The following is a 10,624-nucleotide window of genomic DNA, read 5'->3' on the forward strand; positions in this document are numbered from 1 at the left end:
TTCGGCAGCGGCGGGGACGTCGGAGGCCGCAGGCCCGGCGCCGGTCTGGATCTGGTCGTTGGTTTCGGTCATGGTGAGAGCAGGGATCAGAACTGAAGGCCCGCTTCCCGGGCGGCGTCAGCAAGGGCCTTGACCCTGCCGTGGTACAGGTTGCCGCCGCGATCGAAGACCACCTGCTGGATGCCCTTGGCGAGGGCGCGCTGGGCGACGAGCTGGCCCACCGCGATGGACGCCTCGCAGTTGGCGCCCGCCGTGACGCTGGTGCGCAGGTCCTTGTCGAGGGTGGACGCGGCACAGAGGGTGTTCTGGGCGTCGTCGTCGATGACCTGGGCGTAGATGTGGTTGTTGGAGCGGAACACGGCCAGCCTGGGACGCTCGGCGGTGCCGGAGAGCAGACGACGCAGGCGGCGGTGACGCTTCTGGGTCTGCTGTTTGCGGGAGAGGGAAGACATGGGGGATCAGACGGATGACGCTCGAGCAGACCTCATTTCTTGCCGGTCTTGCCGGCCTTGCGCAGAATCCGCTCACCTTCGTACTTGATGCCCTTGCCCTTGTAGGGCTCGGGCGGACGGATGCCGCGGATCTTGGCCGCCTCGTTGCCCACCAGCTCCTTGTCGGGGCCGGAGACGAAGACCGAGGTGTTGTTCTCGACCGAGAAGGTCACCCCTTCGGGGGGAACCATCTCCACCGGGTGGCTGTAGCCGGCGCTGACCACGAGCTTGCGCCCCTGGACCTGGGCGCGGTAGCCCACGCCGACGATCTCGAGCTTGCGGGTGAAGCCCTGGCTGACCCCTTCCACCATGTTGGCGACGAGGGTGCGGCTGAGGCCGTGGCGCTCCCGGGAGCGACGGTGGCTGCTGGTGGGACTCACCACCACCGTGCCGCCTTCCTGGCTGACGCTGACGCCCTCCGGGAGAACGCGGCTGAGTTCCCCCTTGGGACCCTTCACGGTGACCGCCAGGCCATCGAGGCTGACGGTGACCTTGTCGGGGATGGGGATCGGGGCTTTACCGATACGAGACATGGAACAACTCCTGGGATCAGTAGACGTAGCAGAGCACTTCGCCGCCGACGCCCTGCTTGCGGGCATCACGGTCGCTCATCACACCCCGGGAGGTGGAGATGATCGCCACGCCGAGGCCGCCCAGCACCTTGGGCAGCTGGCGGGTGTTCTTGTAGATGCGCAGGCCGGGCTTGCTCACCCGCTGCACGGAGCGGATGGTGGGCTGGCGGTGCTTGCCGCTGTACTTCAGCTCGAGCACCAGGTGGCGCTGCACACCTTCGCCTTCCTCGGCGATGGCGGCGATGAAGCCTTCCTGCTGCAGCACGTTGGCGATGCTGCGGGAGAGCCGGGAGGCGGGAATCCTGGTGCGCTCGTGGCGCTTCTCACTCGCATTGCGAAGGCGAGTGAGCATGTCTGAGATCGGGTCGTGGTTGGCCATGGTCGTGTCCGGGAGGGGGCTCAGGTATTGCGGAACGGCATTCCCATTTCGCGGAGGAGGGCCCGGCCCTCTTCGTCGTTACGGGCGTTGGTCACGATCGTGACGTCCATCCCCCGGATGGCATCGATCTTGTCGAAGGAGATCTCGGGGAAGATGATCTGCTCCCGGATCCCCAGGGTGTAGTTGCCCCGGCCGTCGAAGCTCTTCGGGCTCACGCCGCGGAAGTCGCGGATGCGCGGCAGCGCCAGGTGGATGAGTCGCTCGAGGAAGGCATACATCCGCTCGCCCCGCAGGGTGACGGCCACGCCGATCGGCATGCCCTGGCGGATCTTGAAGCCGGCGATGGCCTTCTTGGCGCGGGTCACCACCACCTTCTGACCGGTGATGGTCGCCAGTTCGGTGATCGAGGCCTCGAGGGCCTTGGCGTTCTGGGCGGCTTCACCGAGGCCCCGGTTGACGGTGACCTTGACCACCTTGGGAACCTCGTGGACGTTGGAGAGGTTGAGATCCTTCAGCAGCTTGGGCTGGATCGTCTCCCGGTAGCGCTGTTTGAGTGACATGACGGGGGGATGGGGGGGCGCTTCTGGACGTGGTCAGAAGGCGGACGGGGGAGGGAGGCAGGGACGCGGAGCGTGGGGGACGTCGCGGGCTGGGGTGGGGGGAGCGACGTGGTGGGGGGCGGTCAGTCGAGCACCTCCCCGGTCTTCTTCAGCCGGCGCTTCTTGCTGCCGTCCTCCTGGACGACGATCTCCACCCGGCTGGCCACCTTGTTGGCGGTGGAGTACAGCATCACGTTGGAGGCATGCAGGGACGCCTCTTCGGTGACGATGCGGCCGGTCTCGCCTTCCTGGGTGGGCTTGACGTGGCGGGTGCGCAGGTTGACGCCCTGCACGACGACACGGTTCTCGTTGGGCAGGGTGCGCAGCACCTCGCCGGTCTTGCCCTTGTCCTTGCCGGCGATCACCTGGACGGTGTCACCTTTGCGGATGCGCATCTTGATGCGCTGAACGGGCCGGGCCTTGGGGGTTGCGGTGGCCATCTCAGATCACCTCCGGGGCGAGGGACACGATCTTGGTGAAGTTGCGCTCGCGCAGCTCCCGGGCGACCGGGCCGAAGACGCGGGTGCCCTTGGGGTTGTTGTCGTTGCCCAGGATCACCGCGGCGTTGTCGTCGAAGCGGATCGCGTTGCCGGTGTCCCGGCGCAGCGTGGCCCGGGTGCGCACCACCACGGCCTTGACCACATCCGACTTCTTGACGCCCATGTTGGGCATGGCGTCCTTGACGGCGGCCACGATCACATCGCCCACGTGGGCGTAGCGACGGTTGGTACCGAGCACCCGGATGCACTGGATGCGCTTGGCGCCGCTGTTGTCAGCGACGTTGAGGAAGGTTTCCTGCTGAATCATGGGGAGTTCCTCAGCCGGCGCTGGTGGTGGAGAGAACCTCAGCGACGGCCCAACGTTTGGTGCGGCTGAGGGGGCGGGTCTCGGTGATCCGGACCCGGTCACCCACGCGGCAGCTGTTGGCTTCGTCGTGGGCTTTGTAGCGGGTGGTGCGGCGGACGGTCTTCTGATAGATGGGATGGGGGAAGCGGTTTTCCACCGCCACCACCACCGTTTTGTCCATCTTGTCGCTGACGACGGTGCCGACCCTTTCCTTGAGTGCCATGGGGATCGAGGGGGAATCAGGAGGCGACGGTGGAGCGCTGGCGCTCCTGCTGCACCGTCAGCAGGTGGGCCAGCTTGATGCGGGCCTCCTTGAAGCGGTGCGGGTGCTCCAGACGGCGGGTGGCCTGCTGGAAGCGGAGGTCGAACAGTTCGCGACGGACGCCGTCGATCTGTTCGCCGATCTGGGCGTCGCTGAGCGAGCGCACGTCGGTGATGGTGGGACGGGCCATGGTCAGGACTCGACGGCGAGGGCGGGTTCGGGGGCGGTTGCCTCCTGATCGGCCAGGGCGAGGAACTTCGTCTTGACCGGCAGTTTGTACTGGGCCAGACGCATGGCTTCCTTGGCGATCTGGGGGGTGATCTCCGGACCGCCCATCTCGAAGAGAATGCGGCCCGGCTTGATCACGGCCACCCAGAATTCCGGGTTGCCCTTACCGGAACCCATGCGGGTTTCGGCCGGCCGCATGGTGACGGGCTTGTCGGGGAAGATCCGGATCCAGATCTTCCCGCCCCGCTTGACGTAGCGGGTCATGGCGCGGCGGCTGGCCTCGATCTGGCGGGAGGTGATCCACCCGCACTCCTGGGCCTGCAGGGCGAAATCGCCGAAGGCGATGGTGTTGCCGCGCGTGGCGATGCCGCGCATGCGGCCTCGCTGCTGCTTTCGGAACTTGACGCGTTTTGGACTCAGCATGGTTCAGGCCTCCTGATCACTCCTCGTTGGAGCGGTCTTCGAACTGTTGCGGCCGGCGGTTGGCGCGGCGTTTCGGTGCTCCACCCACGGGCAGCTGGTCCTGCTGACCGGGAAGCACCTCCCCTTTGAACACCCAGACCTTGATGCCCAGCACCCCGTACGTGGTGGTGGCCACCTTGGTGGCGTAGTCGATGTCGGCGCGGAGCGTGTGCAGGGGCACGCGACCCTCGCGGGTCCACTCCGTCCGGGCGATCTCGGCGCCGTTGAGGCGGCCGCTCACCTGGAGCTTGAGACCCAGCACCCCGGCCCGTTGGGCGCGCTGCACCGCCATGCGCATGACGCGCCGGAAGGCCACCCGCTTCTCCAGCTGCTGGGCGATGTACTCGGCCAGCAGGAAGGCGTCGGCGTCGACCCGTTCCACCTCGACCACATTGATGCGCACCTGACGGTGGGCGTCGCCGAGGGTCTTCTGGATGCCGGTGCGCAGCTCCTCGATGCCGCTGCCCTGGCGGCCCACGAGAACGCCCGGACGGGCGGTCTTGAGTTCCACTTCGAGCTGGTCGGCCTTACGGGCGATCAGCACGTCGCTGATGCCGGCGGCGGCGTACTTCTTGTTGATGAACGACCGGATCCGGTCGTCCTCCTGAAGGAGGACGGGGTAGGTCTTGCTTGGGGCGTACCAGCGGGAGCGGTGGTCCTGGGTGATCCCCAGGCGCAGGCCGGTTGGATGGATCTTGTGTCCCATCGGGCGGTGTCCTCGGGGGTCAGGCGGTGGGCGCTGCCACAGCAATGCTGATGTGGCAGGTTTGCTTTTTGATGGCGTAGGCGCGGCCCTGGGCCCGGGGCCGGAACCGCTTCAGGGAGGGTCCCATGTCGGCGCTGGCCTGGCTGATGACCAGGGTGGCCGGATCGAGGCCGAGGTTGTGCTCGGCATTGGCGACCGCGGAGCGGAGCACCTTGGTGATCGGGCCCGTGGAGCGGTAGGGCATGAACTCGAGCATGATCAGGGCGTCGCGGTAGGTGCGACCCCGGATCTGATCGAGAACCCGGCGCACCTTGGACACGGAACCGCGGATGAAGCGGCCGTGGGCCAGGGCCTGGGTGTCGGGTGTGGTGGTTGCCATCGGATCAGCGGCCTCCCTTCTTGTCTTTGATGTGACCGCGGAACGTGCGGGTGGGGGCGAATTCGCCCAGCTTGTGGCCCACCATCTGCTCCGTCACGTAGACGGGCACGTGGGCCTTGCCGTTGTGAACGGCAATGGTGTGGCCGATCATCATCGGCAGGATGGTGGAGGCCCGTGACCAGGTCTTGATCACGGTCTTGTCGTCGGCAGCGTTCTGCTTCTCCACCTTGCGGAGCAGGTGGTCGGCGACGAACGGGCCTTTCTTGAGTGAGCGTCCCATGGCGGATCAGGCGAACAGCAGAGCGGTGTGGGTCATCAGGAGTCGCGTCCGCCACGGCTCCGTTTGGAGGTGCGGCGTCGTTTCCGCAGCACGAACCGGTTGCTCGGCTTGTTGCGCTTGCGGGTCTTGAGGCCCAGGGCGGGTTTGCCCCAGGGCGTGACCGGACCGGAACGGCCGATCGGTGCCCGGCCCTCACCACCACCGTGGGGGTGGTCGCAGGGGTTCATCACGCTGCCGCGCACTTCCGGACGGCGGCCCAGCCAACGCTTGCGACCGGCCTTGCCCAGGCTGGTGTTGCGCTGCTCGGCGTTGCCCACTTCACCGAGGGTGGCGTAGCACTCGCGGCGCACCAGCCGCACCTCGGTGGAGGGCAGCTTGAGGGCGACGTAGTCCCCTTCCTTGGCCACCACCTGGGCGCTGGCCCCGGCGGTGCGGACCATCTGACCGCCGCGACCGGCGTAGAGCTCCACGTTGTGGACGCTCGAGCCCAGGGGGATGGCCGAGAGCGGCAGGGCGTTGCCGTTCTCGATCGGGGCGTCCGGGCCGGAGATGACGCTCTGACCCACCGCCACGTTGGCGGGGGCGAGGATGTAGCGCTTCTCGCCGTCGGTGTAATAGAGCAGCGCCAGACGGGCGTTGCGGTGCGGGTCGTAGTGGATCGCGGCCACCTTGGCGCTCACCCCGTGCTTGTCGCGACGGAAGTCGACGATGCGGTAGAGGCGCTTGTGGCCACCGCCGCGGTGGCGGCAGGTGATCACGCCGCGGTTGTTGCGGCCCTTGTGGCGGTGCTTGGACACCACCAGGCCCCGTTCCCGGTTCTTGCCCGTGATGTCACTGAAATCAGTGACGACCAGCGTGCGGGTGCCGGGGGTGTTGGGCCTGTAGTTGCGGATTGCCATGACGTTTCAGACCCCTCAGGACTCAGGGAACAACTGGATGGCGTTGCCTTCGGCAAGGCGCACCACCGCTTTCTTCACCTGGGCGCGTTTGCCGGCGAAGCGCCCCACCCGACGGGTGCGGCGGGGGGGATTCATGGTGCTGACGCCGACGACCTTGACATCGAACAGGTGTTCGACGGCCGCCTTGATGTCGGGCTTGGCGGCCCGATGGTCCACCTCGAAGGTGTACTGGTTGATCTCGATGGCGCGGGTGGCCTTCTCGGTGATCAGCGGGCGACGGATCACGTCCGCCAGCCGGCCTGCAAAACGCTCAGACATCGCCGTAGACCTCCTGAATCTTCGCCAGTGCCTCTTCGCTGAGCACCAGCTTGTTGGCATGGAGCAGATCGAACACGTTGAGCTGATCGGCGGCGATCAGCTTCACCTTCTCGAGGTTGCGCACCGAGCGGGAGACCACATCGGAAGCGCCGTCGAGGATGAGCAGCACCTTGGCGCCGGCGTCGATGCCGAAGCGGGCCAGGGCGGCGGTGATCTCCTTCGTCTTGGGGGTGTCGAGCCCTTCGGCGAAGCCCTTCACCACGGTGATGTCCGCGACGCGGCTCATCAGGGCGGTGCGCAGGGCCAGGCGGCGCTCCTTGCGGTTCATCGCCACCGCGTAGCTGCGGGGCTTGGGTCCGAAGATCACGCCGCCGCCGGGGCGCAGGGGGGTGCGGATGGAACCCTGGCGGGCCCGGCCGGTGCCCTTCTGCTTGTAGGGCTTGCGGCCACCACCGGCCACTTCGGCCCGGGTAAGGGTGCTGGCGGTGCCCTGACGGGCGTGGGCCAGCTGGCGGACAACGGCGCGGTGCAGCAGGCCGTTGGCGGATGTCTCCTTGGCGACCTTGAGGTCGAGGGGAGCCTTGCCGCTCTCCTTGCCTTGCCAGTCGCGGATCACACAGTCAGTCATGGGTGTTCTCCTCAGTTCGCTGCGGGGACGCCCACCCGCCGGGCCGGGCGGATGTCGAGCAGGGCGCCGGGCTTGCCGGGAACCGAGCCCTTGACCACGAGCAGATTGCGTTCCGCATCCACCTTGAGGATGGTGAGGCCGCGGGTGGTGATCTGCTTGCCGCCGTAACGGCCGGCCATCCGCTTGCCGGGGTAGACCCGGCCGGGGGTGGTGCCGGCGCCGGTGGAACCCGGTTCGCGGTGGTTCTTCGAGCCGTGGCTCATCGGACCGCGGCTGAAGCCGTGGCGCTTCTGGTAGCCCGAGAAGCCGCGGCCGATCGTGTCGCCGCTGACGTCGACCTTCTGGCCGGGGGCGAAGTCACCGACGGTGACGGCGGCCCCGAGCTCAAGGCCGTCGATGGCCTCCAGCCGGTACTCCTTGAGGTGCCGCAGGGGCGCCTCGCCGGATTTGGCCAGGTGGCCCTTGGCGGGCTTGTTGACGAGCTTGTCGCGCGTCTCGCCGAAGCCGAGCTGCACCGCGGTGTAGCCGTCGGTGGCTTCGCTCTTGAGTTGGGTGATGCGGCAGGGACCCGCTTCGATCAGGGTGACCGGAATGGATTTGCCTTCTTCGTCGAAGAACTGGGACATACCCAGCTTCTTCCCGAGAATGCCGATGGACATGGGAGGGAGAACAACACCAGCTGGACAGCCGCGGCGTGCCGCCAGGGATGGGGACCGAGGCCCGACATCCGAGGGGGACCCGCTGGGCGGCGGGGGGGCTGAATTCGTGGAATCGCAGATCGACCCGAGGGTCAGGAGCTAGCGAGGCGAATCAGCGGGCTGGGACTTGCCGGGGGCGGTGGGGCCTCTGGCAGTATCCCGACGGTCACGGCAGCGACGAGCGCTGCAGGAGTCGTACGGGCCGGGAAGGGTTCGTCACCACTGACGGACCCCGTACCGTTCTCTGGAGGCCCGGCTAGCGGACGGGCACAGATCTTCGGCACAAGAGACAACAGTACCCCATGGTGTGCACCACCACCCCTGGGACCCGCATCGGCTGCCAGACTCAGCCCCGATTCGCCTGCCGCTCCCGATGCCCCTGCTGATGACCGGCCGTGGTTTCCGCACCGAGCTGGAGCGCTGCGGTGCCCTCGCCCTGTTCGTTCCGCTGGAGGGCGGCGCCGAGACCCGGCTGCTGCGGCGGCTGCGGGCGGCCGGCTACCGGGCCCACCTCACCTCCGCCCGCGGGCTGGGGGATCCGGAGGCCTACCTGATGCAGCTGCACGGCATCCGGCCGCCCCACCTGGGCCACCACAGCGTCGGCCGGGCCGCCGCCGTGGGTGAGGTGCAGCGGGTCATGCCCCAGCTGGGCCCTGCCCTGGCCGGCGACGGGCCGGTGCTCCTCTGGCTCCTGGAGGGCCAGGTGCTCAGCAGTTCCGAGCTGGCTGCCCTCTGCGAGCTCTGCCGCCGCGAACCCCGTCTGAAGCTGGTGGTGGAGATGGGCGGCGCCCGGGCCCTCCGCTGGCAGCCCCTCGAGCAGCTCCTGCCCGCCTGAACTGAGTCCACCCCATAGCCTGGGCCCGTTCCGCGGACTCCAGGGCCTTGAGTGAGCGGCTCGGATTGATCTGGGGTTCGGCCTTCTTCGCCGGCTCCCTGGCCCAGGCCACCGCCTGGCTCACCGGCCAGCCGGCGGTGGTGCTTCTGCTGGCGATCGGTCTGCTGACGGGCCATGCCGGTTTCGATCTGGTCCATCCCGAGAACCTGGGCGCCGGTCTGGAGCCCCTGGTCGGCCTGCTGGTGAGCCTGGTGCTCTTCGACGGGGGGCTCAACCTGCGCCTGGCCGGCCGCGATCTGCAGCGGTCGGTGCTGCAGCTGGTGCTGGTGCGCCTGGTGCTCGGCCTTCCCCTGGCGGCCCTGCTGGCCCACCTCCTGGCGGGCCTGCCCTGGTCCCTGGCGCTGGTCTACGGCGCCATCGCCCTGGCCACCGGCCCCACCGTGGTCACCCCGATGGTGCGCCAGCTGCGCCTGGCGCCGAAGCTGGGTCAGCTGCTGGAGGCCGAGGGGCTGATCCTCGAGCCGGTCAGTGCCGTGCTCGGCCTGGTGCTGCTCCAGGTGACCCTGGGGGACCTGGGCAGCTGGCAGGAGGTGGCCTCCCGCCTGCTGCTGCGCCTCGGGGGCGGGGTGGTCCTCGGCGGGCTCGCCGGGCTGCTGCTCTCGGAGGCCCTTCGGCGGCTGGGTGCCGTCGCGGCCTCCCGCGGGGGCGAGGGGGCGCCCGCCGCCGGAGGGAACGGGCTGGAGCTGCAGCTCACCCTCGGCGTGCTGTTTCTGATGTTCAGCGGCTGTGAGGCCCTGTTGCCGGAGTCGGGCCTGCCGGCGGCGGTGAGCGCCGGGGTGGTGGTGGGGCTCCGCCTCGATGCGGCCGCCAGCCAGCTCGACGAGCTGATCCGCCAGCTGGCCATGCTGGCCATCACGGTGCTGTTTCCCCTGCTGGCGGCCGATGTCTCCTGGGCCGAGCTGAGCCCCCTCGGCCTGGGCGGCCTGGGCTGTGTGCTGGGCCTGATGCTGATCCGCTGGCCCCTGATCCAGCTCACCGGCATCGGGCTCCCCAGCCTCGACTGGAAGGAGAAGGCCCTGCTCAGCTGGATCGCTCCGCGGGGCATCGTCACCGCGGCGGTGGTGAGCCTGTTCGCCCTCGAGCTCGACCGGGCCGAGGTCCCCGGCGGCGCCACCCTCAAGGGGCTGGTGTTCCTGACCATCCTGATGACCGTGGGCCTGCAGGGTTTCAGCGCCCCCTGGCTGGTGCAGCGCCTCGGGCTGGCCCAGCCCGAGGTTGCGCCGGAGCTGCCCGGCGGGACCGGCTGAGGGCCCCCCGGTGGCAGGATCGGGCGCTCCCCGCGCGCCAGCCATGGGTGCCTTGCCCCGGGGCCCTGCGCCGATGCTCCGGCAGGATCCCGAGCAGGCCCTGGCCGCCGGCGGCTGGGTGAAGCTGATCGGCGGGGCCAGCAACCAGGATCTGGCCGCCATCGAGGACCTGGCCGGCATCCATGCCCTGGCCGGGGTCCACTGCATCGATGTGGCCGCCGATCCGGCGGTGGTGGCCGCGGCGCGGCGGGGCATGGCCTGGGCCGAGGCCAGGGGCGCGACCCGTCCCTGGCTGATGGTCAGCCTCAGTGACGGCCTCGACCCCCACTTCCGCAAGGCCTGGTTCGATCCGGACCGCTGTCCGCTCGCCTGCCCCCGGCCCTGCGAGCGGGTCTGCCCCGCCCTGGCGATCGGCGGCACGGGGGTGGTGGAGGAGCGCTGCTACGGCTGTGGCCGCTGCCGGCCGGCCTGCCCCCTGGGGCTGATCGAGGAGCGCAGCCAGGTGCTGGAGGCGGCCGGCGTGGGCCCGCTGCTGGCGCAGCTGGCCCCGGACGCCGTGGAGCTCCACACCCGGCCGGGGCGGCTGGAGGCCTTCAGTGATCGGGTGGCCCAGCTGGCCGCCAGCGGCGTGCCGCTGCGCCGGGTGGCGGTCAGCGCCGCCCTGGAGGGAGGGGCGACGGTGGATGGGCTGGCGGCGGAGCTCTGGCAGCGGTTCCGGCTGCTGCGCGGGGCCGG

Annotated in this window: 19 protein-coding genes; 3 read left to right on the top strand and 16 right to left on the bottom strand. The window is 69.1% G+C overall.

From position 1 onward, the window contains the following. Window positions 1-86 precede the first annotated feature (86 nt). From rplR to rplC, 16 genes are all read right to left on the bottom strand, one after another. Window positions 87-452, bottom strand: coding sequence for a 50S ribosomal protein L18 (gene rplR / locus KBY81_RS15175; protein WP_254976953.1), 366 nt, complete (start codon window positions 450-452; stop codon window positions 87-89). A gap of 32 nt (window positions 453-484) precedes the next feature. Beyond that, window positions 485-1,024: a 50S ribosomal protein L6 gene (gene rplF, locus KBY81_RS15180; RefSeq protein ID WP_094586015.1), complete on the bottom strand. Its 540-nt coding sequence runs from the start codon at window positions 1,022-1,024 to the stop codon at window positions 485-487. 16 nt (window positions 1,025-1,040) lie between these two features. Continuing rightward, window positions 1,041-1,442, bottom strand: coding sequence for a 30S ribosomal protein S8 (gene rpsH / locus KBY81_RS15185; protein WP_106221669.1), 402 nt, complete (start codon window positions 1,440-1,442; stop codon window positions 1,041-1,043). A gap of 20 nt (window positions 1,443-1,462) precedes the next feature. Beyond that, complete coding sequence (rplE, locus tag KBY81_RS15190; protein WP_015109412.1) at window positions 1,463-2,002, bottom strand: 50S ribosomal protein L5; 540 nt, start codon at window positions 2,000-2,002, stop codon at window positions 1,463-1,465. A gap of 122 nt (window positions 2,003-2,124) precedes the next feature. Further along, window positions 2,125-2,481, bottom strand: a complete 357-nt coding sequence (rplX, locus tag KBY81_RS15195; RefSeq protein WP_106221671.1) for a 50S ribosomal protein L24 — start codon at window positions 2,479-2,481, stop codon at window positions 2,125-2,127. A 1-nt stretch (window position 2,482) separates the two neighbouring features. Next, entirely contained in the window at window positions 2,483-2,848 is a 366-nt protein-coding gene (gene rplN, locus KBY81_RS15200; RefSeq protein ID WP_015109410.1) for a 50S ribosomal protein L14, read from the bottom strand. Window positions 2,849-2,858: 10 nt separating this feature from the next. Beyond that, entirely contained in the window at window positions 2,859-3,110 is a 252-nt protein-coding gene (gene rpsQ, locus KBY81_RS15205; protein ID WP_015109409.1) for a 30S ribosomal protein S17, read from the bottom strand. Between the two features lie 16 nt (window positions 3,111-3,126). Beyond that, window positions 3,127-3,339: a 50S ribosomal protein L29 gene (gene rpmC / locus KBY81_RS15210; RefSeq protein ID WP_015109408.1), complete on the bottom strand. Its 213-nt coding sequence runs from the start codon at window positions 3,337-3,339 to the stop codon at window positions 3,127-3,129. A 2-nt stretch (window positions 3,340-3,341) separates the two neighbouring features. After that, window positions 3,342-3,800, bottom strand: coding sequence for a 50S ribosomal protein L16 (gene rplP / locus KBY81_RS15215; RefSeq protein WP_254976954.1), 459 nt, complete (start codon window positions 3,798-3,800; stop codon window positions 3,342-3,344). A 16-nt stretch (window positions 3,801-3,816) separates the two neighbouring features. Next, complete coding sequence (gene rpsC, locus KBY81_RS15220; RefSeq protein WP_015109406.1) at window positions 3,817-4,545, bottom strand: 30S ribosomal protein S3; 729 nt, start codon at window positions 4,543-4,545, stop codon at window positions 3,817-3,819. A 19-nt stretch (window positions 4,546-4,564) separates the two neighbouring features. Further along, window positions 4,565-4,924 (bottom strand): 50S ribosomal protein L22, encoded by a 360-nt coding sequence (gene rplV, locus KBY81_RS15225; RefSeq protein WP_015109405.1) that lies wholly within the window; start codon window positions 4,922-4,924, stop codon window positions 4,565-4,567. Between the two features lie 4 nt (window positions 4,925-4,928). Further along, window positions 4,929-5,204 carry a 30S ribosomal protein S19 gene (gene rpsS / locus KBY81_RS15230; RefSeq protein ID WP_015109404.1) on the bottom strand — a complete coding sequence of 92 codons (276 nt, stop codon included), beginning with the start codon at window positions 5,202-5,204 and terminating at the stop codon, window positions 4,929-4,931. 35 nt (window positions 5,205-5,239) lie between these two features. Further along, on the bottom strand, window positions 5,240-6,103 hold the full coding sequence (gene rplB, locus KBY81_RS15235; protein WP_094586022.1) for a 50S ribosomal protein L2: 864 nt from the start codon (window positions 6,101-6,103) through the stop codon (window positions 5,240-5,242). Window positions 6,104-6,118: 15 nt separating this feature from the next. After that, window positions 6,119-6,421, bottom strand: a complete 303-nt coding sequence (locus KBY81_RS15240; RefSeq protein ID WP_015109402.1) for a 50S ribosomal protein L23 — start codon at window positions 6,419-6,421, stop codon at window positions 6,119-6,121. Continuing rightward, on the bottom strand, window positions 6,414-7,049 hold the full coding sequence (gene rplD, locus KBY81_RS15245) for a 50S ribosomal protein L4 (RefSeq protein ID WP_106221675.1): 636 nt from the start codon (window positions 7,047-7,049) through the stop codon (window positions 6,414-6,416). Before rplD ends, KBY81_RS15240 begins: the two co-directional genes overlap by 8 nt. Window positions 7,050-7,060: 11 nt before the next feature. Beyond that, window positions 7,061-7,708 (bottom strand): 50S ribosomal protein L3, encoded by a 648-nt coding sequence (gene rplC / locus KBY81_RS15250; protein ID WP_106221677.1) that lies wholly within the window; start codon window positions 7,706-7,708, stop codon window positions 7,061-7,063. A gap of 412 nt (window positions 7,709-8,120) precedes the next feature. On the opposite strand from rplC, the gene KBY81_RS15255 reads away from it, so the two are divergent. From KBY81_RS15255 to KBY81_RS15265, 3 genes are all read left to right on the top strand, one after another. Further along, the gene (locus KBY81_RS15255; RefSeq protein ID WP_106221679.1) at window positions 8,121-8,582 is read left to right on the top strand and encodes an NAD(P)H-quinone oxidoreductase subunit N; all 462 of its coding nucleotides are present in this window, start codon (window positions 8,121-8,123) and stop codon (window positions 8,580-8,582) included. A gap of 47 nt (window positions 8,583-8,629) precedes the next feature. Next, on the top strand, window positions 8,630-9,889 hold the full coding sequence (locus KBY81_RS15260) for a sodium:proton antiporter (RefSeq protein ID WP_106221682.1): 1,260 nt from the start codon (window positions 8,630-8,632) through the stop codon (window positions 9,887-9,889). Window positions 9,890-9,962: 73 nt separating this feature from the next. Beyond that, the coding region (locus KBY81_RS15265; RefSeq protein ID WP_254976955.1) for an LdpA C-terminal domain-containing domain at window positions 9,963-10,624 on the top strand (662 nt) is incomplete at its 3' end.

The organism is Cyanobium sp. Lug-B, from assembly GCF_024345635.1.
Classification (GTDB): domain Bacteria; phylum Cyanobacteriota; class Cyanobacteriia; order PCC-6307; family Cyanobiaceae; genus Cyanobium; species Cyanobium minutissimum.

Excerpts from the sequence above, each read along its gene's own strand:
- rplF (WP_094586015.1), bottom strand. The coding sequence starts at position 1,024 with ATGTCTCGTATCGGTAAAGCCCCGATCCCCATCCCCGACAAGGTCACC.
- rpsC (WP_015109406.1), bottom strand. The coding sequence starts at position 4,545 with ATGGGACACAAGATCCATCCAACCGGCCTGCGCCTGGGGATCACCCAG.
- rpmC (WP_015109408.1), bottom strand. The coding sequence starts at position 3,339 with ATGGCCCGTCCCACCATCACCGACGTGCGCTCGCTCAGCGACGCCCAG.
- rplD (WP_106221675.1), bottom strand. The coding sequence starts at position 7,049 with ATGACTGACTGTGTGATCCGCGACTGGCAAGGCAAGGAGAGCGGCAAG.
- rplB (WP_094586022.1), bottom strand. The coding sequence starts at position 6,103 with ATGGCAATCCGCAACTACAGGCCCAACACCCCCGGCACCCGCACGCTG.
- rpsS (WP_015109404.1), bottom strand. The coding sequence starts at position 5,204 with ATGGGACGCTCACTCAAGAAAGGCCCGTTCGTCGCCGACCACCTGCTC.
- rplR (WP_254976953.1), bottom strand. The coding sequence starts at position 452 with ATGTCTTCCCTCTCCCGCAAACAGCAGACCCAGAAGCGTCACCGCCGC.
- KBY81_RS15240 (WP_015109402.1), bottom strand. The coding sequence starts at position 6,421 with ATGTCTGAGCGTTTTGCAGGCCGGCTGGCGGACGTGATCCGTCGCCCG.
- rplX (WP_106221671.1), bottom strand. The coding sequence starts at position 2,481 with ATGGCCACCGCAACCCCCAAGGCCCGGCCCGTTCAGCGCATCAAGATG.
- rplE (WP_015109412.1), bottom strand. The coding sequence starts at position 2,002 with ATGTCACTCAAACAGCGCTACCGGGAGACGATCCAGCCCAAGCTGCTG.
- rplN (WP_015109410.1), bottom strand. The coding sequence starts at position 2,848 with ATGATTCAGCAGGAAACCTTCCTCAACGTCGCTGACAACAGCGGCGCC.
- rpsH (WP_106221669.1), bottom strand. The coding sequence starts at position 1,442 with ATGGCCAACCACGACCCGATCTCAGACATGCTCACTCGCCTTCGCAAT.
- rplC (WP_106221677.1), bottom strand. The coding sequence starts at position 7,708 with ATGTCCATCGGCATTCTCGGGAAGAAGCTGGGTATGTCCCAGTTCTTC.
- rplP (WP_254976954.1), bottom strand. The coding sequence starts at position 3,800 with ATGCTGAGTCCAAAACGCGTCAAGTTCCGAAAGCAGCAGCGAGGCCGC.
- rpsQ (WP_015109409.1), bottom strand. The coding sequence starts at position 3,110 with ATGGCACTCAAGGAAAGGGTCGGCACCGTCGTCAGCGACAAGATGGAC.
- KBY81_RS15255 (WP_106221679.1), top strand. The coding sequence starts at position 8,121 with ATGCCCCTGCTGATGACCGGCCGTGGTTTCCGCACCGAGCTGGAGCGC.
- rplV (WP_015109405.1), bottom strand. The coding sequence starts at position 4,924 with ATGGCAACCACCACACCCGACACCCAGGCCCTGGCCCACGGCCGCTTC.